The organism is Candidatus Methylobacter oryzae (assembly GCF_003994235.2).
Taxonomy (GTDB): Bacteria; Pseudomonadota; Gammaproteobacteria; order Methylococcales; family Methylomonadaceae; genus Methylobacter_A; species Methylobacter_A oryzae.
Map to the genome: position 1 here is coordinate 54,832 of NZ_RYFG02000117.1, position 25,973 is coordinate 80,804.

18 protein-coding genes are annotated in these 25,973 nt (G+C 52.4%); 2 read left to right on the forward strand and 16 right to left on the reverse strand.

The features are described from left to right. Nucleotides 1-99 precede the first annotated feature (99 nt). The 3 genes from EKO24_RS18770 to EKO24_RS18780 form a co-directional block, all read right to left on the reverse strand. Nucleotides 100-2,391 carry a methyl-accepting chemotaxis protein gene (locus tag EKO24_RS18770; RefSeq protein WP_241674688.1) on the reverse strand — a complete coding sequence of 764 codons (2,292 nt, stop codon included), beginning with the start codon at nt 2,389-2,391 and terminating at the stop codon, nt 100-102. A gap of 424 nt (nt 2,392-2,815) precedes the next feature. Continuing rightward, nucleotides 2,816-3,448, reverse strand: coding sequence for a response regulator (locus EKO24_RS18775; protein WP_127029885.1), 633 nt, complete (start codon nt 3,446-3,448; stop codon nt 2,816-2,818). Next, nucleotides 3,441-5,654 carry a PAS domain S-box protein gene (locus tag EKO24_RS18780; protein ID WP_127029884.1) on the reverse strand — a complete coding sequence of 738 codons (2,214 nt, stop codon included), beginning with the start codon at nt 5,652-5,654 and terminating at the stop codon, nt 3,441-3,443. Before EKO24_RS18780 ends, EKO24_RS18775 begins: the two co-directional genes overlap by 8 nt. A 638-nt stretch (nt 5,655-6,292) precedes the next feature. On the opposite strand from EKO24_RS18780, the gene EKO24_RS18785 reads away from it, so the two are divergent. Continuing rightward, nucleotides 6,293-6,976, forward strand: coding sequence for a hypothetical protein (locus tag EKO24_RS18785; protein WP_127029883.1), 684 nt, complete (start codon nt 6,293-6,295; stop codon nt 6,974-6,976). A gap of 67 nt (nt 6,977-7,043) precedes the next feature. Here the strand turns inward: EKO24_RS18785 and EKO24_RS18790 are convergent, their stop codons facing one another. The 9 genes from EKO24_RS18790 to EKO24_RS18835 all read right to left on the reverse strand — a co-directional run bounded on the left by EKO24_RS18790 (nt 7,044) and on the right by EKO24_RS18835 (nt 15,950). Further along, entirely contained in the window at nt 7,044-8,084 is a 1,041-nt protein-coding gene (locus EKO24_RS18790) for an MJ1255/VC2487 family glycosyltransferase (RefSeq protein WP_127029882.1), read from the reverse strand. Further along, entirely contained in the window at nt 8,081-8,605 is a 525-nt protein-coding gene (locus tag EKO24_RS18795) for a phosphatase PAP2 family protein (RefSeq protein ID WP_127029881.1), read from the reverse strand. Before EKO24_RS18795 ends, EKO24_RS18790 begins: the two co-directional genes overlap by 4 nt. 463 nt (nt 8,606-9,068) lie before the next feature. Then, nucleotides 9,069-9,260: an addiction module protein gene (locus EKO24_RS18805; protein ID WP_206667311.1), complete on the reverse strand. Its 192-nt coding sequence runs from the start codon at nt 9,258-9,260 to the stop codon at nt 9,069-9,071. A 203-nt stretch (nt 9,261-9,463) separates the two neighbouring features. Next, nucleotides 9,464-9,778, reverse strand: coding sequence for a hypothetical protein (locus EKO24_RS18810; RefSeq protein WP_127029880.1), 315 nt, complete (start codon nt 9,776-9,778; stop codon nt 9,464-9,466). A 95-nt stretch (nt 9,779-9,873) separates the two neighbouring features. Then, nucleotides 9,874-10,629 carry a proteasome-type protease gene (locus tag EKO24_RS18815; RefSeq protein ID WP_127029879.1) on the reverse strand — a complete coding sequence of 252 codons (756 nt, stop codon included), beginning with the start codon at nt 10,627-10,629 and terminating at the stop codon, nt 9,874-9,876. Nucleotides 10,630-10,967: 338 nt separating this feature from the next. Further along, nucleotides 10,968-12,014, reverse strand: coding sequence for an L-threonylcarbamoyladenylate synthase (locus EKO24_RS18820; RefSeq protein ID WP_127029878.1), 1,047 nt, complete (start codon nt 12,012-12,014; stop codon nt 10,968-10,970). A 4-nt stretch (nt 12,015-12,018) separates the two neighbouring features. Then, nucleotides 12,019-13,845, reverse strand: coding sequence for a sodium-extruding oxaloacetate decarboxylase subunit alpha (gene oadA, locus EKO24_RS18825; protein ID WP_143733258.1), 1,827 nt, complete (start codon nt 13,843-13,845; stop codon nt 12,019-12,021). Between the two features lie 14 nt (nt 13,846-13,859). Continuing rightward, entirely contained in the window at nt 13,860-15,278 is a 1,419-nt protein-coding gene (locus tag EKO24_RS18830; protein ID WP_127029624.1) for an acetyl-CoA carboxylase biotin carboxylase subunit, read from the reverse strand. 3 nt (nt 15,279-15,281) lie between these two features. Further along, a complete protein-coding gene (locus EKO24_RS18835; protein ID WP_241674690.1) occupies nt 15,282-15,950 on the reverse strand; it encodes a TetR/AcrR family transcriptional regulator in 669 nt (222 codons plus the stop codon). Between the two features lie 159 nt (nt 15,951-16,109). Here EKO24_RS18835 and EKO24_RS18840 point away from each other — a divergent pair, with 159 nt between their 5' ends. Continuing rightward, on the forward strand, nt 16,110-17,021 hold the full coding sequence (locus EKO24_RS18840) for a bestrophin family protein (protein ID WP_127029622.1): 912 nt from the start codon (nt 16,110-16,112) through the stop codon (nt 17,019-17,021). Nucleotides 17,022-17,033: 12 nt separating this feature from the next. Here EKO24_RS18840 and EKO24_RS18845 read toward each other — a convergent pair whose 3' ends face one another. The 4 genes from EKO24_RS18845 to EKO24_RS18860 form a co-directional block, all read right to left on the reverse strand. Next, the gene (locus EKO24_RS18845) at nt 17,034-17,930 is read right to left on the reverse strand and encodes a transglutaminase family protein (RefSeq protein ID WP_127029621.1); all 897 of its coding nucleotides are present in this window, start codon (nt 17,928-17,930) and stop codon (nt 17,034-17,036) included. Next, entirely contained in the window at nt 17,927-20,515 is a 2,589-nt protein-coding gene (locus EKO24_RS18850) for a circularly permuted type 2 ATP-grasp protein (protein ID WP_241674691.1), read from the reverse strand. Before EKO24_RS18850 ends, EKO24_RS18845 begins: the two co-directional genes overlap by 4 nt. 320 nt (nt 20,516-20,835) lie before the next feature. Further along, nucleotides 20,836-22,140, reverse strand: a complete 1,305-nt coding sequence (locus tag EKO24_RS18855) for a citrate synthase (RefSeq protein ID WP_127029620.1) — start codon at nt 22,138-22,140, stop codon at nt 20,836-20,838. Between the two features lie 238 nt (nt 22,141-22,378). Then, entirely contained in the window at nt 22,379-25,777 is a 3,399-nt protein-coding gene (locus tag EKO24_RS18860) for a transglutaminase family protein (RefSeq protein ID WP_127029619.1), read from the reverse strand. Nucleotides 25,778-25,973: the final 196 nt, after the last annotated feature.

The following is a 25,973-nucleotide window of genomic DNA, read 5'->3' on the forward strand; positions in this document are numbered from 1 at the left end:
ATAGCAGGTATTTTAAAAATATCGATCGTTGAGCTTTTTAATTTTCAAAGTACCGAACTATCATCCGGTTAGGTCCGGTTTAATTTGATAAAGGGCCGTTTAAAATTCCTCCCATTCGCCGTCATCGTGATAGGCGGAAACAGTGGTTTCTTCGCGTTTTGGCGCTACGATCTTAGCTACGGTAGCCGCCGTTTTAACTCGCTCGGCGGTTTTAGCCGCTGCCGGGGCCTTTTTCGAACCGGCCTTAAAGAAGCTGAGCAATTGAGTCATGCTGGTCGATTGCTGGCTCATCGCGATACTGCCGGCTGCGGCTTGCTCGGCCAGCGCCGCGTTTTGCTGGGTGATGTCGTCCATTTGCGCGACCGCTTGGTTGACTTGGTCAATGCCTGCCGTTTGCTCGGCGCTGGCGCTGGCAATCTGGGCCACCAGTTCCTCGACTTGGGCCACGCTATTGACGATTTCGGTCAGCGCGTTCCCGGTCTCGTTGACGAAGGCGGTGCCGGCCCGCACTTTTTGCACGCTGTTCTGGATCAGTTCATTGCTTTGCTTGGCGGCATTGGCGCTACGTTGCGCCAAGTTGCGCACTTCGGTCGCCACCACCGAAAAGCCGCGGCCCTGTTCGCCGGCACGCGCCGCTTCGACGGACGCATTCAAGGCCAGCAGGTTGGTTTGGAAGGCGATTTCATCGATCACGCCGATGATTTCGGCAATTTCATTGCTGCTGTCGTTGATGTCCTGCATCGCGATGATGGCCGACTTCACTATCTCGCCGCCTTTTTGCGCCAGTTGCCGGGTCGCATTGACCACTTGGTTGGCTTGTTGGGTGTTCTCGGCATTGTTCCTGACCGTGCTGGCCAGTTGCTGCATGCTGGCTGCGGTTTCTTCGAGGCTCGCCGCCTGCTGCTCGGCACGGCTGGACAGGTTGTTGTTGCCGCTGGCCATTTCTTGGGAGGAGCTGTCGATAAAGTCGGCCGCATCGCGGATCTGGACAATAAAATTACTCAAGTTAGTCAGCGTGCCGTTGATATTGTTTTTGCACTCGGCATAAACGCCCTGGTAGTCATTGCTGATCGAACGGGTCAGGTCGCCTTCGGCCATGCTTTCCATGACTTTGTTGATGTCGGTAAAGGCGCTTTCAATCACGTCGGTCAGTTCATTGATGCCGGACGACAGCATTTGCGCAAAGCCGTGTTTGTCGCTCATGTCGATGCGGCTGCTCAGGTCGCCGGCTTTGACATGCTGCACTAATTGGCCGATTTCCTGTTCGATTTTTATATCCTGGGTCCGGTTTTGCCATTCGGCGACAAAACCGATATGCTCTCCATCGGCATTGATGACAGGGCTGGCAATAACCTTCACATGTTGGCCGCCGATAACCATTTCCGAGCTGTAGGCTTCTTTCAGGTTTGCCAGCAGGCGGCGTTGATGGGCCGGCTCTTTGTGGAAACTGTCGATACTGGCGCCGATCAGCTTGTCGGCGTTGAAATGCGGCAAATGCTTGCGGAAGTCTTGCTCGGCGTTCTTGAACATCTGCTCAACGCTGTGGTTGGTATAGATAATTTCCAGCTGGTTATTGGCGACCATCACGCCGGATTGAACATTATCCAGCGCTTGATTGATGCGCATCGCTTTGGCGGCTTCGTCCCGTGCTTGCGCCAGGTCCAGGCTCAAATTTACTTCCATCGAATATAAGCCGCGCTGGAAATCGCCGATCAGGTCGTTGCGGGTTAAATCCTGGACATTGCCGAAACGCTTTTCGGCGAGGCGGTAAAAAATGCCGATGGTTTTGTTCAACAAGTCGGTATAGCTTTTGATCGCATAAAAGCCGATTGCCGAGGCGGCCATTACGGCGGCGGCTACGCCGGCCAGCAGGACATAATCCTGCGCCAGGAACAGTTGCACCATCCAATAGATGACCGGCATCAACAGGATAGCTAGCGCGGCAGCCATTTTCTTCCAGATGCTCATCTCCTTGATGGTTTTAGCCAGTGCCGCTAAGCCGGTCGGTCTGAGCGCGGTCTGGTTGGCGTTGATCTTTTGGTATAGCGCTTCGGCCTGTTCAATTTTTTCCCGGCTTGGCGCACGCCGGACCGACAGGTATTCATGCACTTTTCCGTTCTTAAAGACCGGCATTACATTCGCATCGACCCAATAATAATCGCCGGATTTAGTCCGGTTCTTGACGATGCCGTTCCAGGGCCGTAGCGCTCTTAATGTCTTCCACAGATCTTCGAAAGCGGCCGGAGGCATGTCCGGATGGCGGACAATATTATGCTCGGCACCGATGATTTCATCACGGCTAAAGCCGCTGATAGCGACAAACTCATCATTGGCGTAAGTAATCACGCCTTTTAAATCGGTTCGCGTAACCAACAATGCACCTTTTTTCATTGGGGCTTCTCGATTCGTTACCGGCATATTGACTCTCATAAAACTCTTCCTCACGAACTGAAATATTCGTTTTATTATTGGCTCTGATGTTAGCGGCGGTATTAACGGTAATTAGCGAATATGGCCGCTTTTTAAAACGGATTTGTAATCGGCTTTAAAATGAGCGCCATCGAAGGCGTCTATTCGCGATGTCATTACGCAGTCATACTGCCATGCTATCTTGATCGAGCATTAATAAGTGCTTTTATGAGCACCTACTTATATTTTGGGTGCGCATTATTGCTCAAACAATGGCTGCTAGTAATCAGCCAAGCGCTATCAAATTTATAAGATTCTCAGGAAGTGCCGTGTAAGAAAATTCCTACGTGGCGTAGGGGTGTTATTCAGGTGATAATATCTGCCGTGGTGACGGTATCGTGGATTCTCAATCCAACAAATCATTTTTGAATGCGTAATGGATAATTTCGGCGTTTTTGGACATGTTCATTTTCTTCATCAGCCGGGTTCGATAAGTACTGATCGTCTTGACGCTGAGCGCCATCTGCTGGGCAAGATCGGTAATGCTTTTGCCTGCACAAATGCCGCTAAAAACCTGGAATTCGCGGTCTGTCAGCTTAGTATGCAACGGTATTTCCTGGTTAGGATTTAATTCGGCGATCAGTTTTTCAGTCATCGACGGGCTGATATATTTCCCGCCTTGGGCTACCTTGCGAATTGCGGCGACCAATTGCTCGGGCGCACTTTCTTTAGTCAGGTAGCCGTCCGCACCGGCGCGCAACATCCGGATGGCATATTGATCTTCAGGATACATGCTCAGGATCAGTATAGGCAGGTGAGGGGATTGATGTTTCGCCAGCTTGATCAATTCCATCACATTTTTACCCGGCATCGCAATATCAAGCAACATGATCCCCCAGCCTTCGCTGCGGATAAACTTCAAAGCCTCGTCGCCGGAAGCCGCTTCGCCGAATATTTCCATATCGGGAATATCGGCCAGGATTTGTTTTAGGCCTTGCCTGACGATGGCGTGATCATCGACGATTAACACTTTAATCATGATAGTTATCGCTTCCGTTTGATGTTAAATGCATATTTAGTTTAAGCGTGGTTCCTTTTCCCGGATCGCTGGTAATTGAAACTTCTCCGCCGAAATGGCGGGCGCGTTCATGCATGCCCAGAATGCCGTATTTACCGGTTTTATGCATTTGCGATTTCGTCATGCCGCAGCCGTTATCCGTTATTTTCATCATCAGGTTGTTGGCGTCAATTTCAACATCGATAGCGACATGGCTGGCTTTGGAATGTAGCTTAATATTGGTTAACGCTTCCTGCATAATCCGGAATACCGCAATATCGCGGCCTTCATCCATAACGATATTATTGTCCGGCATTGTCAATGTGCATTGAATGCCGCTTTGTTCTTTAAACTCATCGAGCTTCCAATCGATAGCGGCTAATAGGCCAAGATGATCCAAAATGCTTGGCCTGAGGTCGGCAATGATTTTTCTGACCGAGCCAATGCCGTCGTCGAGATGCCGATTCATCGTGGCTATTTTTTCATGACATAAAGGCAAGTCAAGCGGTAACTGTTTATTCAGCCAGCTTAAATCCATTTTGAGCGCGGTCAGAAGACTGCCCAATTCGTCGTGGATTTCCCGTGCAATCCGGGTGCGTTCGTCTTCCCGGGCCGTCTCCAGATGGCCGGACAAATGCCGCAATGCTTCTTCCGCTTTTTTGCGTTCGGTTATATCGTGCACCGTGCCGATAAAAAAACGGCGCTGATCGACGAAGAATTCGCTGACGCCCAATTCCATCGGAAAAATAGAGTCGTTTTTTTTCAGGCCGCTGACTTCGCGTTTAATATCGATTATTTTAGCTTTGTTGCCGCTCAGATAATCGCTCAAGTAAGAGTCGTGCCGGCTCCGGTCCGGCTCGGGCATTAACAGGTTAATACTATTCCCGACTAATTCTTCGGCAGAATAACCGAAAAGTCTTTCGGCCGAAGGGTTAAGTTTCTCAATGATTCCCCGTTCATCGATAATGATAATGCCGTCCGATACGTTATTGAAAACAGAGCGCATCCTCGCTTCACTTTTACTCAGCGCATATTCCATTTCGATACGTTGCGTGACGTCGCTCACTACGCCGACGTAGTGGGTGATTCTGCCTTGTTGATCATGGATAGGCGAGATAAATATCTCGTTCCAAAACAGGCTGCCGTCCTTGCGGTAATTGCGCAAAATGGCATGGCTGTCGCACTGGTTTTGCAATGAGTTACGCAGCTCCGCAATGTCGGGTTGGTTCCTGTCATTGTTTTGCATGATGCGGCAATTGCGCCCCAACAGTTCTTCCATCGAATAGCCGGTTATGCGTAAGAAAGCTTCATTGGCGTAAATAATCGCGTAGTCGGTATCGGCTAGATCGGTGATGACAATGCCGTTGCTGCTGGAGTCGATAGCATGTTGCATCAGATGCAATTTCTCTTCAATCCTGCGGCGGGCCGTGATGTCTTGCATAACGCCGTACAATTGTATGACGCGGCCATCGATAGGATCGCGAACCGGCAAGGAATGATCGCTGAAATAGCGAATCTCGCCGTCACTGCAAATAGTCCGGTATTCGCTGGTGTCTTCAACGCCGGTTAATAATTTCTTAAACCGGTTTTGAACAACGGTCCTATCCTCGGGGTGAACCGGCAATACCCAATCGCGATCCTGCTTTTTTGCATGACCGGGAATGCCGGTAAGCTGTTTTAGCGGTTCGGTGGCCCACTCGAATATCGGTTTGTCGTCGGCAGAGATGCGGATGAAATAAGCATAATCCCTTGTAAACCGTGAAATAAAAGGATCTCTTCTTTCATGTTGCTGGAATTTATTGTCGCTCTGGTAATGGAGGCTTTTTTTCGCATCCGGCAGGCTTTGAGCTATCTTGTCCAATACCAGATGGCGATTGCGCTTAACAATATAATCGGACATACCGCTCTTGATTGCGGTCACGGCGACGTCTTCGTTGCCGGAATCGGTCAACATGATGACCGGTAAACCCGGATAGCGGGATCTGATGGCTTTAAATAAAGCCAGTCCGTCCGTCCAAGCGAGCCGATACTCGGTAATCGCCAGATCGAAACCGGCTTCGGCGATTTTCCGGTCAAACGCTGTGCGGCTGTCAACTTCTACAATGGCGGCATCGGCGAGTTTACTGCGCAATAGCTTTATAGTCAGGGAGCGCTCGGCGGCATCGTCGTCAATAATCAGGAATTTCATTTTCTTTTCGGTATGTCCTGTTCTTGTATCTGATTTTCATTGTGGTGTTAATTATATTGGATTGGGGGGACGAAAAGAATTTGAACAGTTCGTAGCGTATGCAGGCGGAGTTCGTACTCCAGCTATTGCAACTTGCAATTAGCCGGGCTTTTGGAGTTTCGGCGGACAATAGCAAAGAGGGATACAACATGGCCGCTTATTTTTATTGATAGACATAACGATTCCATTTGCGCTTGGATCGTATAACCGGCAGCCAATTACAGATATTTTTCGAACTAAAATACCGATGAGCTTACATTTTGCGTAGAGGTGCTTCAATCCTTCAGTTAAACGCTGCGGCATATGCCTTATTTCACTGTGTGAAATGCCCCGGACATATTTCTTCAGCCCCGCTATTATCAGGCCTTGAAGCGATTTTACAAAACAAACCAAGAAGTTAAGCATGTGCTATGCCAAGTAGTGCGGCTTATTGTCGCGCGTCAATTGGCCGCATTTTCATAGATGAGTTTGGCTACTAGAATAGTCGCAACTCTTGTGTCACTTCCCTGATTTGGGAACTAGAGTGTTGTATCTATTCCTTCCTCTCTAAATGCGGTCAGCAGTCCTGGCCGCATCTTTTTTAGCCTACGGGTGGAATCATGAAACGGAATTATCAAACTGATGTAGCTAACTTTATTAATGATCAAGATCTGATCAGGCAAATTGCTTTCCATGAGGCAGGCCATGCAACTGGTATTTATCTTTACAATAAGCAAAAGCAACTGCCTGAGGTGTATTTTCAAATTACTATTAAGTCTCCCGGTCTGCTGGAAGACGGTTCTTCCGGTAACAGTTCATTCAATTACGACCATTTTGCCGCGGTTGTCGAAGGCGGGCGTTTGATCCATAGCTTGCCGGTCGCGTTGATTGAAAGCGCCCATTACGTGTCGACTGCCGAGAAAGATGCGTTTCAGACCGCTTTTGAGGCCGATATGGTCAATTTACTGATCGGGCCTCTGGCGGAAGCCAAGTATGTCGCTCTCCGCGACGGTGAACAGTTCAACGCACATCTGGTCAACATCAACGCCTTGCATTATTACGGCGGGACATCGGATCTTGAAAAGGTTTACGAATACCTGGATACCTTTATTGCATCCAAAAGCCAGCATGGTGAAAAGATGGCGGAGTTGTTTAACTTGGCCTTCCAGTTCATAAGCTCGCCGGCCTATTGGAAAGCCGTTGAGCGGCTGGCCGCTTATATCCTCGCTAAAAAAGGCAACATTATCAGTTGCGAAGAGGCTATTGCTGTGCTGGATCAAAATGCGCCGCAAAAGATGACATGATCTTAAAGTCGGTTTTTTGCCAAAGAAAAAGCAAAAGCCCTGAACGATGCAAGACATTGGCGGCAAGTCATAACTTGACTTGCAAAACTTCCACATCGCTCCAGACCGCTTCAATAAAGTCACCATCCATTTCAGGCATGCCGTTTTGAATCCATTGCACCAGTATTTTGGCAATATTCGGATAAGTAACATGAACGGCGCGGTCGTCATGTAGCCAGTGTTCAATGATTGAACTATCCATATCGTGCATCACATGGCCGTAACCCAATTGTTTTAATGCGGCGGCATTGGAAATCTGCTCCATTTGCGCATGCAACGGTTTAGCCAGTATTTTCTTGCCCATTTGTAGCGATTCGCTGGCCAATTCAAACCCGGCATTACTGATAATACCTACACAATCGTATAAATCTTTCTGGAAACCGTCGCGAGACAGCGGATTGCAGGCGATGTGACTGAATGTGGATGGCACCGGTTCCGGCGAATAAATATGAAAGTCAAAATTTTCAAAAGGCGATAACAGCCGGATGACTTCATTTTGGTCTTCAAAAGGCAGGTAGACAATGATCTTGTTGTTGATGACGTTTTGCGGCGTTGCAGGCGTATCGATAATCGGCGGTAAAATAGGCTGGCCGAAATGATGCCAATGCAAACCGACCCCCACATCGGCGGGAGCAAAATACTTTATGACTTGGTCGGCGATAGGATCCGAGCCTTCTCTAGGGATTTTATAATTAAACGCATATTGATGGCCGATGCCTAAAACCGGTATTTTCCGGCTTTTGGCCGCCCAAGCGGTGATTGGCTCAAAATCGCTGATGACCAGGTCGTAGCCGCTTAAATCCAGCGACTTCATGTCTTTGATAAAAGTAATCGGCTTTGCATCAAGTGCGGTTTTCAAGTAACTGACTTGACCTTTTTCGGTATGAAAAGTCAGGCCGGTACGCGCTTCGTAGCCGTTGAAGACTTCCATGTCGAAATACTTATCCGAGGGACGACCTGTAAATTGAAAGTGAACGTCAATGCCGGCGGCATGAAGTTCTTTCGCCATAACCCGGGCGCGAGTGATATGTCCGTTACCGGTGCCTTGTACGCCATAAAAAATCTTCATATTAGCAATTGCCCCAAACTAAAAAGTGCCGTGACTATCCCCAAAATGGCGCCTACCAGCGTATCGGTCGGGAAATGCACGCCCAATACCACGCGGGAGAAGCCGACCAATGCCGCCCAACAATAAAGAAGGACCATTAACGGAGGTAAATAAAAACCGAGTAAAGTCGCCATCATGAACGCGGCCGACGTATGTCCGGACGGAAAACTGAATGTATCGGAGGGTGTAATCGTGCTGCGGAAATTTTGCAAAGCGGCTTGCGGACGGTTGCGCTTGAGGCCGTTTTTCAGCACGAAATAAATCGGCCGTTCGATTAAAAAAGCCAGCAGGATTACTTGCAGGAACGGGCTTTCAAGGCCTTCATGCCAATACAGCAAACCGATGACGGCCACATACAACGGGCCGTCGCCGGTTTTGGAAATATAACGGCAAATCTTGGTTAAAGCGGAGTGCATTCTGGCGTTTATCAGCCAGGTGAACAGGCTTACGTCGTATTTATGAATGGAATAGAGCAGTTTCATTTCTTTATCCTCCATAGGGAAGTTTTGAAAAGCATTAGCTTTCCGGATAAAGAGTAAGACGCTTGTATGACAGAGAAATGAAGGTTTGTTTAAGGTTTTGTGACGATGGGGCGTGCGTCAGCGGAGGAGAGGAGCCCGATTCAATCAAATCGCAGCGCTCCGCTTGCGCGCTGGATTAGGCTCAGTTGGAAATACGGTGACGTCAGTCGATGACAATGCATCTCTGCAATAATCAGCACATAGTCTTTTTCGATGGTATAGAGCACGGCATAGGGAAATACGCGAGTGAGGCAACGCCTAATGTCTTCCTCCAGAATACGCCAGCGTTCCGGTGCTTCGAGAATCTGCTGGACAGCGTGTTCAACAGAAGCTATGAAACGGAGTTCCAAGCCCTACTGACAACCGGCGTAATACCGGGCAGCATCTTCGTATTCTGCGAGTGCATCAGGATGAAACTCATATCTCATTTGGCAAGTGCGCGCCGAACACGTTGCATTGCTTCATCGCCAGGGATGGTTTGAACTCGCCCAGCTCGCACATCATCACGTCGCCGCCGCGCCTCGGCAGACCAAAGCTGTTGAATGTAGCCGTCTTCTGCCGGATCAAGACTCTCTACCAGACGATCGGCGAGTAGGGCGCGCGCTTCGCTAGGCAAAGCGAGTGTTTATTCGGCAATTTGTTCAACGGTCAAGGGCATAGGGTCAACCTCCATAATATGGTTGGAAAAAATATATGTGTTGATAGGAATAAGGCCTTCAAGCGCCTAGCGCGAGGTGGCGTTTCCGGCGAATTTGAGTGGGGTTGCCGGAAACGCCGGTTCTCGCTGTCGCTCGAATCGGCTTATTCCGGCCTACAGGACTAATTGACAATCTCAATGCCTTTATTAGTTAGCTTTTGATAAATCGCATTTATTTGAGATTTGTTAAGTCCGTTTTCGTTCGGCGGTTCTAATTCTGATTCAAGATAGTTTTCCACAAATCCATCTTCATCTTTAATAACATTATCAGATTGCTCAGCTTTTTGGCGTCGGTGCGCAACTTCTGTTACATGCTGTATAGCAGATTTTTCTGTCATACCATGTAGCATATGAACAGCTACTTCCCTTAATAAGCTGTCTTGAACCTCCCCTTTATATTCATCTTCTTGCTCCTCAGTAATATAGTCCGCAGTCATTTTGCTTTCTCCTATGTGAAGTTTTGGGCCCAGCGTGGCCACTGGGGTGTAAGCGCGAGATCGATAATTTTTTCGTGACTTTTGTGGACCACGCCCTACAAACTAACCCGCATAACCCTAACGGAACCTTTATTCAAACCGGGCAGGGCGGCTATAGCTTCCTTAAGCTTGCTTTCCCAGTTGCGCCGGAGTTGCAGCAAATAATCATCGTCGTCGTCAAAACAATAATATTCGTCGAAGCTGAAGCTGTCTTTCCTGTAAATCAGCATTTCAACCGGCGTTCCGACACTGGCGTTACTGCGGATCGTCGAATCCATCGATACTAGGCAGCAGCGCGCCGCTTCGTCGATTGGCGTGCCCAGTTTAAGAAAACGGTCCAATATCGGCTTGCCGTACTTGCTCTCGCCGATTTGTAAAAACGGCGTGTTGGCCGAACTGGTGATGCTGTTGCCTTCCGCATACACCATATAAGCGCCGTGCGGTTCGTCGCCGATCTGGCCGGCTAAAATAAAACTGGCCGAAGGATTAAACGCCGATTGGCCTTCGGAATTAACATGTTGCTTTTGTTTTTCGACACTGACATGGCCCAGGTAGGCGGCCGCTTCGGACAAGCATTCGACATTATTGATATTAACGCCTGCATTTTTGATTTTATCGCGATGCAACTGCTCTAAAACGGCTTGGGTGGTGGCAAGATTGCCGGCGCACAGTAAAACGATTTTGCGGTCGTCGTTGGTTTTAAAGGCGTGCATTTTGCCGTAAGTACTGACGTTATCAATACCGGCATTGGTCCTTGAGTCGGAAACCAGGATAAGCCCTTCATCTATGGAAGCTGCAATACAATAAGTCATAGAAACATTCGTTTGTTGAGTTAAAGATACTGCCGGGCATTATCCAATAAAGCAACGCCAACGTCCATGCCGCCCGGAAACACGTTAACGGCGGCGATTAATTAACACGCGGTCGTTTTTGTCGCGCTTGGCGCTGTGTAAATTATCTTCCGGGCCCAGTATGTTGGTAATAGTTCCGGCGTCAATGTCATCATAATTATCACGTCGGAGATAGCTTGGTTTATGGACATGGTCGACGACCAGGTTGGCCGCTATCCCGACAGCTATTCTTCGTGCTGAAAAATGTTTTTAGCGTAATTCGGAGGCAGCTTTGCCTACAGGGATGTAGGCAAGGAGCGTTAGCACGACTGCATGGATGCAGGAGGTAGAGCAACGCAGGGAGCGGTTGCCGAGGACGCGGAAGCTTTGCCTAACCTATCGTTAACCGCCCGCCATGCTTCCGTTTGCGGCGGCTGCTCGATCAGGATCGTGTCCAGCTGCAAATTATCCAAGTCGCGCAGTGCCGCGTAAAGGCTTTGCGCATAGTCGGCGGCGTGCTCGGGCAGTCGCAAGACACGGATTTGAGCGGTTTCCGCCACGTCCAGTTGATAACTCAACAAGCCGATTTTTTTGCCGTCCGCAATCAGCTGCCGAATCCTGGCCGCCAGTTGTTCCGCCGGACAACGCATAGCCGGCGTGGTCGGCGCGTAATGCACGGCCATCATGCCCGGCGCGCGTACTTCGTCGGACATTTCGGGCGCCGGCGCGGCATTTTCCGGCAGCAGCAGTTCGGTTTGCAGTACGGCTTCAATTTCTTCGCGGCTGATATGGCCAGGCCTAAGCAGCCGCGGCCGGCTGCCGCTCAAATCGACAATCGTCGATTCGACGCCGACCTGGCAGGCGCCGCCGTCGAGGATCATATCGACCGCATCGCCCAGTTCGTCGCTGACGTGAAGTGCTTGCGTCGGGCTGATACGGCAAAAGCGGTTCGCCGACGGCGCGGCAATGCCGCCGCCGAAGCTTTTCAACAACGCCAGCGCGACCGGGTGGTTCGGCATGCGCAAGCCGACAGTAGGCTGGCCGCCGGTCACGGCTAGCGGCACTTCGGGCTTTTTCGGCAAGATCATCGCCAACGGCCCCGGCCAGAAACGTTCGGCCAGTTTTAGCGCCGCTTCCGGTACGGTGCCGGCCCAATCGTACAGGCTGGCGACGTCGCCGATATGGACGATTAACGGGTGGGTCGCGGGCCGGCCTTTGGCTTTGAAAATACCGGCGACCGCGTCCGGATCGGAAGCGTCGGCGCCCAGGCCGTAAACGGTTTCGGTGGGAAATGCGACCAGGCGGCCCCGGCGCAACAATTCGGCCGCGCGTTCAATCGCGTCGGCTGTGGCAATAGTCGGTTTCATAATGTCAGGCCGGCACAATTTCAATCAATACCTCATCCGGGTTGGCCGGCTCGCCTTTGACCACGTGCACGGCTTTGACGGTGCCGGTTATCGGCGCTGTCACTTCGGTTTCCATTTTCATCGCTTCGGTAATCAACACGGCTTGGCCGGCTGAAATCTGCTGGCCGACTTTGACCAGCACGTCAAGTACATTGCACGGCATGCCGACGACGACGTCGCCTTCGGCCGAAGGTTTGGCGCGTTTGCGGGAAATCGCGCTCTTGATCGCGCCTTGGGTGCCGCCGTCGAGCACGATTTCGTCCAGCGTCTCGACAACAATTTCCTCGGGCACGCCGTCGACCATGAAGTAAAAATGCCGTAAGGTCTGGTTTTTCGGGCCGGCGCCGGTGACTTTGACGTGATACGACTCGCCGTGCAGCGCGACGTTGAATTCGGTCGGCGCTTTCTTGGTCGCGTCGGCGGCTCGGGATTCGATTTCCAACGGCTCCGGCACTAGGTTATGGTTGGCGCGCTGTTCCAAAAACTGCCGGCCGACTTCGGGGAACATCGCGTAGCTCAGCACGTCTTCGTCGTTCAGCGCCAGTTCGCCGATGTCCTGGCGTAAATTGTCGAATTCGGGTTTTAGCAGGTCGGCAGGGCGGCAGTCGATCACGTCTTCGTTGCCGATCGCGCGGTTTCGCAAATCGGCATCGACCGGGGCCGGCGCTTTGCCGTAGCCGCCTTGCAGGTAGCGTTTGACTTCGTTGGTGATGGTTTCGTAGCGTTTGCCGGTCAATACGTTCAGCACCGCCTGGGTGCCGACGATTTGCGAGGTCGGCGTCACCAGCGGCGGATAGCCCAGGTCTTTACGGACTTGCGGGATTTCTTTATAGACTTCGCCGATCCGGTCCAGCGCGTTGCGTTCTTTCAGTTGGTTGGCTAGGTTCGAGATCATGCCGCCCGGAACCTGGAACACGTGCACTTGCGTGTCGATGCCGGTGAATTCGCTTTCGTAGCGGCGGTATTTTTTGCGGACTTCGGCGAAATAGCTGTTGACCGCTTGCAGCTTGTCCAGGTCCAGGCCGGTGTCGTAAGGCGTGCCGCGCAACGCCGCGACCAGGCTTTCGGTCGGCGGATGGCTGGTGCCGCCGGCCCACGATGACAGTGCGGTATCGATATGCCGGCAGCCGGCTTCGATGGCTTTCAACTGGCACATTTCGGCCAGGCCGGAGGTTGCGTGGCAATGCAGGTGCAGCGGCAGGTCGACCGCGTCTTTCAAGGCCTTGACCAGCTCGCCGGCCGCATACGGCGTTAACAGGCCTGCCATGTCCTTGATCGCAAGCGAATCGCAGCCGAGATTGGCCAGATCCTTGGCTAATGCAACGTAGCCTGCAATATCATGCACGGGGCTGGTCGTGTAGCAAATCGTGCCTTGCGCATGCTTTCCGGCGGCTTTGGTCGCTTCAATCGCGGTTTTCAGGTTGCGGACGTCGTTCAGCGCATCGAAAATCCGGAACACGTCCATGCCGTTGTCGGCGGCCTTGGCGATGAATTTTTGCACGACGTCGTCGGAATAATGGCGGTAGCCGAGCAGGTTCTGGCCGCGCAGCAGCATTTGCAGCCGGGTCTTTGGCAGTGCCTGTTTCAGCTTGTGCAGGCGCTCCCACGGGTCTTCTTTTAAAAAACGCAGACAGGCGTCGAACGTCGCGCCGCCCCAGCATTCCAACGACCAATAGCCGATGTCGTCGAGCATCGCGCAGGCGGGCAGCATGTCCTCGGTGCGCAAACGGGTCGCGATCAGCGATTGATGCGCGTCGCGGAGAATAACGTCGGTGATATGAACTTTTTGCATGGCGATTCCTTAATTTACAAGCCGGTGTGGGCGGCCATCACGGCGGCGATCACGCTGGCCAGCTCTTCGGGGCGGAGTTTGTTCGAGTAATTGATCAATTCAGGGTATTTTTCGACAAAGCCGGTATTGAACGTTGCGGCCCGGAATTCGGGATGGCGCAAGATTTCCAGGTAATACGGGATCGTCGTCTTGATGCCGGACAAACCCATGTCTTTCAATGCGCGTTCGCCGCGCTTGATCGTGTCTTCCCAGGTCATCGCGCTGACGACGACTTTGGCCAGCATCGAGTCGAAAAACGGCGGCACTTCGTAACCGGTGTAAATCGCGGTGTCGGTGCGCACGCCGGGACCGCCCGGCGCGTAATAACGGCTGATGTGGCCGAAGCTGGGCAAAAAGCCGTTTTTCGGGTCCTCGGCATTGATCCTGAACTGGATCGCGTAGCCGCGGCGGACGATTTCGTGCTGCTTGAAACGTAAGGTCAAACCGGCTGCGACCCGGATCTGTTCTTCGACGATGTCGACGCCGGTTACGGTTTCGGTAATCGTGTGTTCGACCTGGACGCGGGTGTTCATTTCCATGAAATAAAAGCGGCCGTTGTCGTCGAGCAGGAATTCGACCGTGCCGGCGTTGGTATAGCCGACCGCTTTCGCGGCAATCACGGCCAAGCCGCCGATATATTGGCGTTCGGCTTCATCGAGTTGCGGCGACGGCGCGATTTCAATCAGTTTTTGGTTGCGCCGTTGCACCGAGCAGTCGCGCTCGTACAGGTGAATGGTGTTGCCGTGCTGGTCGGCCAAGACCTGCACTTCGATATGCCTCGGGTTGATGATGCATTTTTCCAGGAACACGTCGGCGCTGCCGAAGGCTTTGGTCGCTTCGGAAATGACGCGCTGGTAGTTGCGCTGCAAGTCGTCGGCGTTGTCGCAACGTCTTATACCGCGGCCGCCGCCGCCCGACGTGGCTTTCAGCATGACCGGGTAGCCGATTTTCTCGGCCACGGCCAGCGCCTGCTCGACGCTGTCGACGTTGCCGTCGGAGCCGGGCGTGACCGGAATGCCGGCGGCGATCATCGCTTTCCGGGCTTCGGTTTTGTCGCCCATGCGTTGGATCACGTCGGCTTCGGGGCCGATGAAGGTAATGCCTCGTTCCTTGCAGGCCCTGGCGAACTGCGCGTTTTCGGATAAAAAGCCGTAGCCCGGATGGATAGCGTCGCAGCCGGTCGCCGCGGCCAAATCGACCAAGCCGTAGACGTTCAGGTAGCCGGCCAGCGGTTCGCTGCCGATGCAATAGGCTTCGTCGGCTTTTTTGACATGCAGAGCAAAGCGGTCGGCGTCGGTATAAACGGCGACCGAGCGTATGCCCATTTCGGCGCAGGCGCGGATGATGCGCACCGCGATTTCGCCCCGGTTGGCGATCAGGATTTTACGTAACACGATTTATTCCTCCGTTTTTGCCGGACGATTTAAACTGGAAAATACTAGGTTTTCTATAAAATTTACAATTTCCGACTCGTCTTTGCTGCGGCCGAAGTCGGTCAGCGACGGCAGGTTATTCATGAAAAAATTCTGGAAATGCGCCATTTCGATAATCGTGCTCGACAGCGATTTCGGGTATTGATAGTCCGGTTTGCATTCCAGGATGATGTTGCCGATCTTGGCGCAAAGATCCTTGTAAGGTTTGAACAGGTGGTCCTTGTTGTCCTCCGACACTTTCCGGGTCAGGTAGGCTTTGGAGCCTTCGGTAATGATGATCTGGTGCAAAAGGCTTTCGTCGATATGGCTGGTGGCAACATCGTCTTCCACGGCCGTCGCCAACAATTGAATGATCTTTTTTAGTTTAACGACAGGGTCTTGGATGTTGTGGGTATGAAAAGCAACCTGGTATTCAAGCCAGCTCCAATACCAGGCCGTAATGTACATCAGCAAACGGTGCTTGTTTTCAAAATACCGGTAAATGCCGGCTTCGGTTGTACCGATCGCCTCCGCCAGTTTTTTAAACGTGAACGCTTCAAAGCCGCTTTGGTGAATTAACTGAATACTGTGCAGAATGATTTTTTTGCCCAGTTCCGATTGTACCGGATCCCTGAGAAATAATTTTTCATTCATTTTAATTTGTAACTGTATTTCCATCGTTTTCCGTCAAGCTAAAAAGGGTTGCTGCGTTTCACTAGAGAAATGATAACCGAAGTATTGCGTCTTTAAAAGATAGTGTTACTATTATTTAAAGATGGTTTTACTGCTTTTATTCTAACTAACGGGAATAGCATGAAAAGTTCTACAGAATTACATAGCAATAAAGAGGAATCGCCGGATTTCTTACGTAGCGCTTTAATGTGGCGTGGCTCGGTTACGCCGCGTATTTTGCCCAGCCTGCTGTTGATGACCTGTTATTGCGGCTTGATCGTTGCATTGGACCAGTATTGGCGGCCGTTGCCGCATCTTGACGTGACGCCGTTTGAATATACCGGCGCGGTACTCGGTTTGGTCCTGGTGTTTCGGACTAATGCCGGTCACGAGCGCTGGTGGGAGGCGCGGAAATTATGGGGAGGCATTGTTAATCAAAGCAGGAATATCGTGATTGAGTCGTTGAATTACAGCCAGATTCCTGATTCCGGCCCTGAACAGCGTTTATGGCGTACGGAAATAGTGAAATGGACGGTGACATTTTCTTTTGCGGCGAAAGAATCTTTACGCAATAGCAACAATTTCAATCATCTAACCGATCTTTTGAACGAGCGGGAGTTGGGCGAGTTGAAATCCGCAGTGCACATGCCTATGTTTGCCGCGAATAAAATAGCCGCGTTAATACAGCAGGGCAGGGCCGGGAATTATATCGACGGCTTTGTTTTTATGGGTTTGGAAGGACAGCGGACTTTGTTGATCGATTACCTGGGCGGCTGCGAGAGAATCTTAAAAACGCCAATGCCGTTGGTCTACGCAATCAAAGCCCGGCGCTTCATTTTGACTTTTTTATTACTGCTGCCGTTTTCTTTAATAGAGAATTTGGGCTTCAGCGCGGTGTTTATCTTCTTTCTCGTCGCTTATCCGTTGTTGGCTTTGGACAGGATTGGCATCGAGCTGCAAAATCCATTCGCTACCGAAAGCCTGAGCCATTTACCGTTACAAACGATTTGCGACGGCATAAAGCTTCACTGCCTGGCATTGCAGAAACGCTAACGGAGGAGGCCGCTATTCCAACCTGAGCACGTCCACCGATACCGATAAGGTATGCTGGCCGCCGCCGAAGGCAATGCCTTTCAGCGGAGTGACGTCCGCATAGTCCCGTCCCCACGCCAACGTGATATGTTGATCGAACGGCACAGCATTATTGGTGGGATCGAATTCCAGCCAGCCGGCGTCCGGTACGTACACCGCAAACCAGGCATGCGAGGCGTCGGCCCCGACCAAACGCTGCTTGCCGGGCAACGGCAGGGTTTCCAGATAACCGCTGACATAACGCGCGGCAATGCCGAAAGAGCGCAGGCAGCCAATCGCCAAATGGGCAAAATCCTGGCAGACGCCGCGGCGGAATTGCAGCACCTCGGATAACGGCGTCGCAATCGTGGTGCTGCTCGAATCGTAAGTAAAATCGTTATGGATGCGCTGCATCAAATCGGTCACGGCTTGCACCAATGGACGATTCGGTAAGAATGAGTTTCGGGCGTAAGCGGCCAGTTCGTCAGTGGCAACGACCATCGGCGAGTCGAGCAGGAACAGTTTCGCGTCGAGCAGTTCATCGCAGACATTTTGTGCTTGTCCGGGATTGCCTTGCAACTGCTCGCGCGCTTGCTCCCAGGTTATTGAATTAGCCAAGTCGTCGCGGCTTTGCTTCGGAAATGTCTCAACTTCGCTGACAACAGTCACCATCAAACGTTGATGCGCCTGCTGTATCGCAAAATAAGCGACGCGATTGCCGAAAAAATCCTCGCGTTCGCTAAAGTCGCTAGGTTCGGGGCTGATCTCAAAACGGCTGCTTTGACAGCGTTGACGCCAAAAATCGCGGGGCTGCAATCTGGCCTCGTTCTGGCACAAGCCGACCAGTTGATGGTATTCGTAAAGCGTGCTGTGAGTAATGCGGTATTTCACAACTCATCCTCCGCGTGCGTCGGCGTAATCAACTGCGGCATTTCCGAATGGCTGAAATAGGCTTGCGCAAGCACTTCATAAAGCCGCCATAATTGTTCGGTCATCGCCGACAAAACGTTCTCCAGCTCCGTATAAATTCCGGCATCGTCGTCGGCCTTAAGCAGTTCGGGAATTTTAATCAAACGCAGGTCGGTGTAGGCTTTGAGGATTAAGCGTTCTTCTTCGCTCAGCTGCCTGTTGCCGCGTTCTCCCGGCAATGCCGCGATATGATCGGACAACTGGCGTAGTTGATAGGCCAGCGAACGCGGGTGCGCTTCATCCATCAGCAATAAATCCAGCACCATCGGCAATTTAATGAATGCCCGGTAGCGGCGCCGGTAAATGCTCAAACTGTCGGTAGACATCAACACCGCTTCCAGCAGCTGGTTTTGCAAGGCCGCTTCATGGCGCTGCACGACCGTGGCGCGCAGTAGCGAGATCAACGCCAGCGCATGCTCCAAGCGGCGGCCGCTATCGAGCATCAACCAACCGGCTTCGCGGGTCATGCTTTCGGTGGTCAGGCCGATGAATGCGACAAAGCCGGTAATCAAATCGTCCAGGCTTTTTTGCAATTGCTCCAGGTCGCAATGATTGTTCACGACCCGTTGCTGCCAGCGCCGTTGAATATTATCGACGCAACGCCAGGTATCCTGCGACCAGACATCGCGAATGCTGAACGCGGTTTGCGCGAACGCTTGAATGTTGGTCGCCAGAGTGCCGGAGCGATTGCTGTTTTTAGCCAGTGCCAGTAATTCAGGCTGAGGGTCTTTCAATAAAGACGCATCGCTGCTTACAAAGCCCGGATAGGTGCCGGTCACTTGCGTTAACGCGTTTAGCAAAACGTTCAGGCTTTGGCTGTCGAGCGGATCGTCAAGTTCCCTGGCTTCCGCTAACTTCAGCAAGGTCATGCGCATCAGGCGGGTAGCGGCTTTAATGCGCTCCAGGTATCTGCCGACCCAAAACAGGTTGTTTGCGGTCCGGCTGGTTAACGGCTCGATATCCGCGGACAAGATCCCGTCCTGGCCGGGCTGGAACCATAAGCTGGTGTGCTTGTCCGGTTCGTTAGTCAACACCCAGGTGTCCTTGCTGATGCCGCCGGCCTGGTTTGACACGATAAAATCGTCCTGCTGCCGGGCAATCCGGGTAAGGCCGCCGGGCATCACGTGATAATCGTCGCTGCCAGCAACGATGAAACTCCGCAATACCGAAAAACGCGGCTCAATATGGTGGTCGACAAATGACGGCACCGTAGAGAAATCGACATGCTCCTGGCCGACGTAACAATGCGGTTTGGCGGTAATCGCGGAGCGTAAAAGCTCTTTCTCGTTGGCGCTTAATAGCGCGCCGAACAGGGCATTGTTCCCGGAACTGCGATTGATCGGTTTAATGACCAGCCGGCCAAGATTTTGCAACACAAAATCCCGTTCAAGGCGCTGGCCGCACCACCATGTCGCAATCGACGGCAGCAGCAATTCTTCATTTAAAAAATACCGCGACAGCTTAGGTAGAAACGGCAGTAATCCGGGATTTTCCAAGATGCTGCTGCCCAACGGATTCGCAATCGCGACATTGTTACGGCGCACGGCTTCCAGCAATCCGGCAACGCCGAGCCGGGAAGCGCTGCGCAATTCCAGCGGATCGCAGAATGAATCGTCGACGCGGCGCAAAATTACGTCGACCGGTTGCAGACCGTCCAGCGATTTAAGCCAGACGCGGCCGTCGCGTACGGTCAGGTCGTCGCCTTGCACCAGCGAAAAGCCAAGATAAGACGACAAATAAGCGTGTTCAAAATAGGTTTCGTTAAGCGAGCCCGGCGTCAGTATCACAATCCGCGGGTCTTCTTTATTATGCGGCGCAATATCGGCCAGCCCTTTACGCAAGGCTCTAAAAAAGCCGGACAGCCGGTTGACTTGGGTTTCGCGGAAAATGTCGGGCAATACCCGCGTCATCACGGTGCGGTTTTCCAGCGCATAGCCGGCGCCGGACGGCGCCTGGGTGCGGTCGTCCAGGACCAGCATTCGGCCATTATGGCCGCGGGCGAGGTTGGCCGAATAAACAATCAGTTCGCGTTGCAGTTGGGACAGGGCGCCGACGCAAGGATGCAAAAAGCCGTCATGCGCGAGCACCAGCTCACTGGGCAGCAGGCCTTTTTTCAGCAGGTGCTGCTTGCCGTAAATATCTTTTAAAATCAGGTTCAGCAGTTCGGCGCGTTGCTTGAGGCCGGCTTCGATAGGCAGCCAGTCTTCGCTGCCGAGCAATAGCGGAATAGGGTCGAGCCGCCAGGGCCTAGTCAGTTTTTGCGCATCGCCGTAAACATTGTAGGTGACGCCGTTTTCGCGCAACAGGCGCTGGGCTTCGCGGCGGCGCAATTCCAGCTGGCCTCTGCCCAGCGTTGCAAGCGAGTCCATGAAGCGCTCCCAGTACGGCAGCACTTTATGTTCCTTGGCAACCATTTCATCGTAAACGCCAAGTTTGGTCGCATAAAATTGCGCGCCAATATCGTTGGTGGATTCGCTCACGTTACGGCCTTGTTGTGCTAATGCCAAAAGAATTGTCCACGAAAGTCACGAAAAGTTGAATAAACTTAGGTGTTGCAAGTCATTAAAATACATTGATGACAACTAATAAAGAACACGGATTTTTACGAATTGACACAGATAGCCGAATATGAATTTCCGATTCATGTTCAAAGCCTGCACTCCAAAATACCGGAGAACTTTATAAGAAGTTAGCCTCGTAAAAATCCGTGCCGATACGTCGCATCCGTGTTGCATCTTTAAATGCCGTTATTAATGAAGCTTAACCGGATTAAGCTTCTATAGCTGCATAATAGGTCTTTTCGTGTCTTTCGTGCTTTTCGTGGACCTTAAGGCCGCTCTTCAACGCTTTTATAGTGGCGCAACGGTTCGCCGACATAGATCTGCCGGGGACGGGTAATGACGACTTGTTCGCCGTGCAGCATTTCCCGCCAGTGCGCGAGCCAGCCGGGCATGCGGCCGATAGCGAATAATACCGTGTACATGTTGGTCGGTATGCCGGCCGCGCGCAGAATCAGGCCGGAATAAAAATCGACGTTCGGGTACAGTTTGCGGGAGATGAAGTAATCGTCTTTCAACGCGATTTCTTCGAGTCTGCGGGCAATGTCGAACAACGGATCGCTGACGCCGGCTTTGTCGAACAGTTTGTCGCATTGTTTCTTTAATACCATCGCGCGAGGATCGAAATTCTTATACACGCGGTGGCCGAAACCCATCAAGCGGTTAGGCGAGTTTTTGTCCTTGGCCTGATTGATGAACTCGGTGCCGTCGCCGCCGTCGGCATGTATTTGTTCAAGCATATGGATGACTTCCTGGTTGGCTCCGCCGTGGCGTGGCCCCCACAATGCGGCGATGCCGGCCGAAGCCACCGCGTAGACATTCGCCAAGCTTGAGCCTGCGGTCCGCACCGAAGAGGTGCTGCAATTTTGTTCGTGGTCGGCGTGCAGGATCAGGAACATATCGATAGCCCGGACAATATCGTCGTCCAACTGGTAATCGCGTACCGGCGACGAGAACATCATGTTCAAGAAGTTGCGCACATATTTGAGCTTGTAGGAAGGATAAATCAACGGTTCGCCGATCGATTTCTTATACGAAAAAGCCGCGATCGTGCGCACTTGGGAGATCAAATTGATAACGATCTGCTGTTCGGATGCTGCGTCAAGACGGTCCGGGATCGGGTAGAACGTCGATAACGACGCAACCATCGTCGCCAAAATACCCATCGGGTGCGAGCCGCGCGGGAAGCCGTTAAAAAAATGGTGCATGTCTTCGGGAATGATCGAAGACTCGTTAAGCCGGGTTGAAAAGTCCGATAATTGCCGGCTGTTAGGCAGCTCGCCATTCAGCAGTAAATAGGAGACTTCAATAAAGCGCGACTTTTCGGCCAGTTCCTCGATAGGATAACCGCGATAACGCAATATGCCTTTCTCGCCGTCGATATAGGTGATTGAACTTTCACAGCTGGCGGTATTGCCATAGCCTTCATCCAAGGTTACGTAATTACTTTGGCTACGCAATTTGGAAATGTCTATGGCTTTTTCGCCCTCGACACCGACCAAAGTGGGCAGTTCGTAATTTTTATCATCCAGCGTCAATATGGCCGCAGGTAGTTTTTTTAATTTATCGGTCATTTGCATCAATCTCCAAGTTGATGGTTCCACCATCACTTAATTTTATTTAGCTCGTAGGCTGTTTAACATCCTACGCAGCTGATGACATGATCGCTCATGTTCACTTACTGATTTCCAAGCTCCTGCTTGAAAAAATACTTTCTAAAATTTTTAGCCGCATAGGGCGCGTCGTCGAAATTAACGGTACGCCCCTTACCCTACGCGGCCCATATTTTAGAATAATCCGCGGACTTTGGCTTTATCCGCCTCGGTGCCGGAGGTCCATTGTAAACGGATATTCATGATTTAGCTCCTCAATCGGCGGTATCGTCGGTCTGGGTGTTGTTTCGTTAACGCTAAATCCGGCCAATTCGGGCTGTCCGGGCGCTGCTACAGTCTGCATTATTGTTGGCGGACGGGTAATAATGCCGGGGGTATGGCCGAAATCCCAAAAGCGGGTTACGCGCCGCGCCTCGGCTTCGTAACTGTTGACCGGAAATATGTCGTAACTGCGGCCGCCGGGGTGGGCGACATGATAAGTGCAACCGCCGACCGAATGTCCGTTCCAGGTATCGATCACGTCGATCACCAGCGGCACATGCGGGCCGATCGTCGGATGCAATGCGGACGGCGGCTGCCAGGCGCGATAGCGCACGCCGGCGACATATTCGCCTTTGCGGCCGGTGTTGCGCAACGGCAAGCGCCGGCCGTTACAAGTTAATAGATAGCGGCCTTCGGTAAAGCCTGTCACTTTGACCTGGACGCGTTCTACCGACGAATCGACGTAACGCGCGGTGCCGGTGCTGCCGATTTCTTCGCCGAGCACATGCCAGGGTTCAATCGCAAAACGCATTTCCAGGTCGATGCCGTCTATCATCGTGTTGCCGTAACGCGGAAAACGGAATTCGAAAAACGGCTCCAGCCATTCCAGCTCAAAAGGGTAGCCGGCCCGTTGCAAATCCTTGCAGACTTGTTTCATATCCTCGCGGACATAGTGCGGCAGCATGAAACGGTCATGTAATTCCGTGCCCCAACGGATCAGGCCGTGTTTGTAAGGTTTACGCCAAAACCAGGCGATCAAAGCACGCAAAAGTAAGGTTTGCACCAACGACATCCGTGCATGCGGCGGCATCTCAAACGCGCGCAATTCCAGAATGCCCAAGCGTCCGCTCGAACTGTCCGGCGAATAGAGCTTATCGATGCAAAACTCGGACCGATGGGTGTTGCCGGTGATGTCGGTCAGTAAATGCCGCAGCAAGCGATCGACCAGCCAAGGGGAGGGCACTTCGCCTTCCGGCATTTGCTGGAACGCGATTTCCAGTTCATACAACTTTTCGTCGCGGCCTTCGTCAACCCGCGGCGCTTGGCTGGTTGGGCCGATAAACATGCCGGAAAACAGGTACGATAAGCCGGGATGATGCTGCCAGTAAGTGATCAGGCTGCGCAATAAGTCGGGGCGGCGCAGCAATGGGCTGTCGGCCGGCGTTTCGGCGCCGATCGTGATATGGTTGCCGCCGCCGGTTCCGGTATGACGGCCGTCGAGCATGAATTTTTCGGTACCGAGCCTGACCTGGCGCGCCTGCTCATACAGAATCGTGGTCTTGTCGACCAGCTCTTGCCAGCTTTTCGACGGATGAATATTGACTTCGATCACGCCGGGATCGGGCGTTACCATCAGGCGCTCGATGCGGTAATCCCTTGGCGGTTCGTAGCCTTCCAATACCGCCGGGATAGCCAGGTTTTCCGCGGTCGCTTCAACGGCGGCGATCAGCTCCAGATAATGTTCCAGCGAAGTCAGCGGCGGCAGAAAGATATGTACGCGGCCTTCGCGGGCTTCGACGCAAACGGCGGTATGCGGCACTTCAACTTCGACGCTTTGCTGGTCGCCGGAGTCCTGTTCGCTCAGCTCGGCATGAGCTTTCAGTTTTTTCTCGATATGGCTGTAACGGCGCGAGATCTCGCCGTAATAATCGCCCAGTTCCGGTAGTTCCTGAAACAGGCTTTGCGCGTCCTGGCTATCGCGTTTGTCCGGGGCTATCCAAGGCAAACTGTTTAATGGCAAACGCATGCCGATAGGCGAATTGCCCGGTAGCAGAAACATCGGACCACGGCGAAAATCCCAGGGGCCGCTTTGCCATTTTTGCTGCGACCAGTCCCATTTTACCGGCAGCGCGAAACCTGCGGGCTTGCCTAAACCGGCATCGAGCAGTTGCGTCAAGGTAAGGCGTTCAAGCGAATCTTTCAGGTCGGTTTTTAATGGATCGATATTTTCCGGCAGCGTTCCTTCCTGCCAGAGATAGTAAAAACAGTCTTCAAAAGCGGTCTTGATATAGCGCGGTTGCAGGCCCAGACGTAAGGTCAATTGCTTGATAAATAATTCGGCCTGTTCAACGCTATGGCCGTAATCTTTATTAATATCGGCCAGCAATTCGGCATTGCGCCAAATCGGAACGTTGTCTTTGCGCCAGAAAATGCCGTACTGCCAGCGCGGCAGAGCTTCGCCGGGATACCATTTGCCCTGTCCGTAATGCAGCATCGCGCCTTTGGCAAAGCGGTCGCGCAAGCGTTGGGTCAGCGCATTGGCCAGCTCGCGTTTGTGCGGACCGTCGGCGGCAACGTTCCATTCCGCGCCTTCCATGTCGTCAACGGAGACAAACGTCGGTTCGCCGCCCATTGTCAGGCGCACATCGTCAGCCAGCAATTGCCGGTCGACTCGTCGGCCCAGCGCGTCAATGCGCTGCCATTGCTCGTCGCTATAAGGCTTGGTTACGCGCGGGTCTTCGTGCAAACGCACGACCGTGTTGCTGAATGAAAATTTCACTTCGCATTTATCGGTGCCGCCGTCGACCGGCGCGGCGCCGGCCGGATCGGGCGTGCAGGCCAGCGGGATATGGCCCTCGCCGGCCAGCAAGCCGGAGGTCGGATCAAGCCCTATCCAACCGGCTCCGGGAATATAGACTTCAGTCCAGGCATGCAAGTCTGTGAAATCCTGTTCCGGCCCGGATGGGCCGTCCAGCGCTTTGACGTCGGCGGTCAATTGCACCAGATAGCCGGACACAAAGCGCGCCGCCAGTCCTAAATGGCGCAATGTCTGCACCAGCAGCCAGGCCGAATCCCGGCAAGAACCGCTGAGTTTGGTCAGCGTGTCTTCGCAGCTTTGGACGCCGGCTTCCATGCGTATGTTGTAGCCGATCGCCTGGAAAATCTTGCGGTTTACATCGACCAGGAAGTCGTTAGTGTTGCGTTTATCGAGATTAAAGCCGGCCAGCCATTGCTTCAGCAAAGGGCCTTGCTCGGTGATTTCCAGGTAAGGCTGCAACTCTTTTTGCAACAGCGTATCGTATTGAAACGGATAATGTTCGGCATAATCTTCGACAAAGAAATCGAACGGATTGATGACCGTCATATCGGCGATGACTTCAACTTCAATGCTGAGCTTTGTGCATTTTTCGGGAAACACGACCCGCGCCAGCAGGTTGCCGAACGGGTCCTGCTGCCAGTTGATAAAGTGGTTTTCAGGCTCAATACGCAAGCTGTAGCCTTTGATCGGCGTCCGGCTATGCACCGCCGGGCGCAGCCTGAATACATGCGGCGACAGGGCTACCGGTCTGTCAAAGCTGTAGACGGTTTTGTGGTTGACAGCGACTCGAATGGTCATGATTTCGTTCCTATTGCCGAAGTATCAGCGTTACAAAAAGTTCTAAAAGCGAAGTCCACGAAAAGCACGAAAAAAGAGCCGGATTGCGCTAGTTTTCAAGCGGGAGCTTTATTTCGTTGCAGTCAAGGTGCGCTCAAGCTTAAATGCCGGGCATATCGAAGCAGGACGCAGCGCGTGGGAACGAGGGAAATCCTGC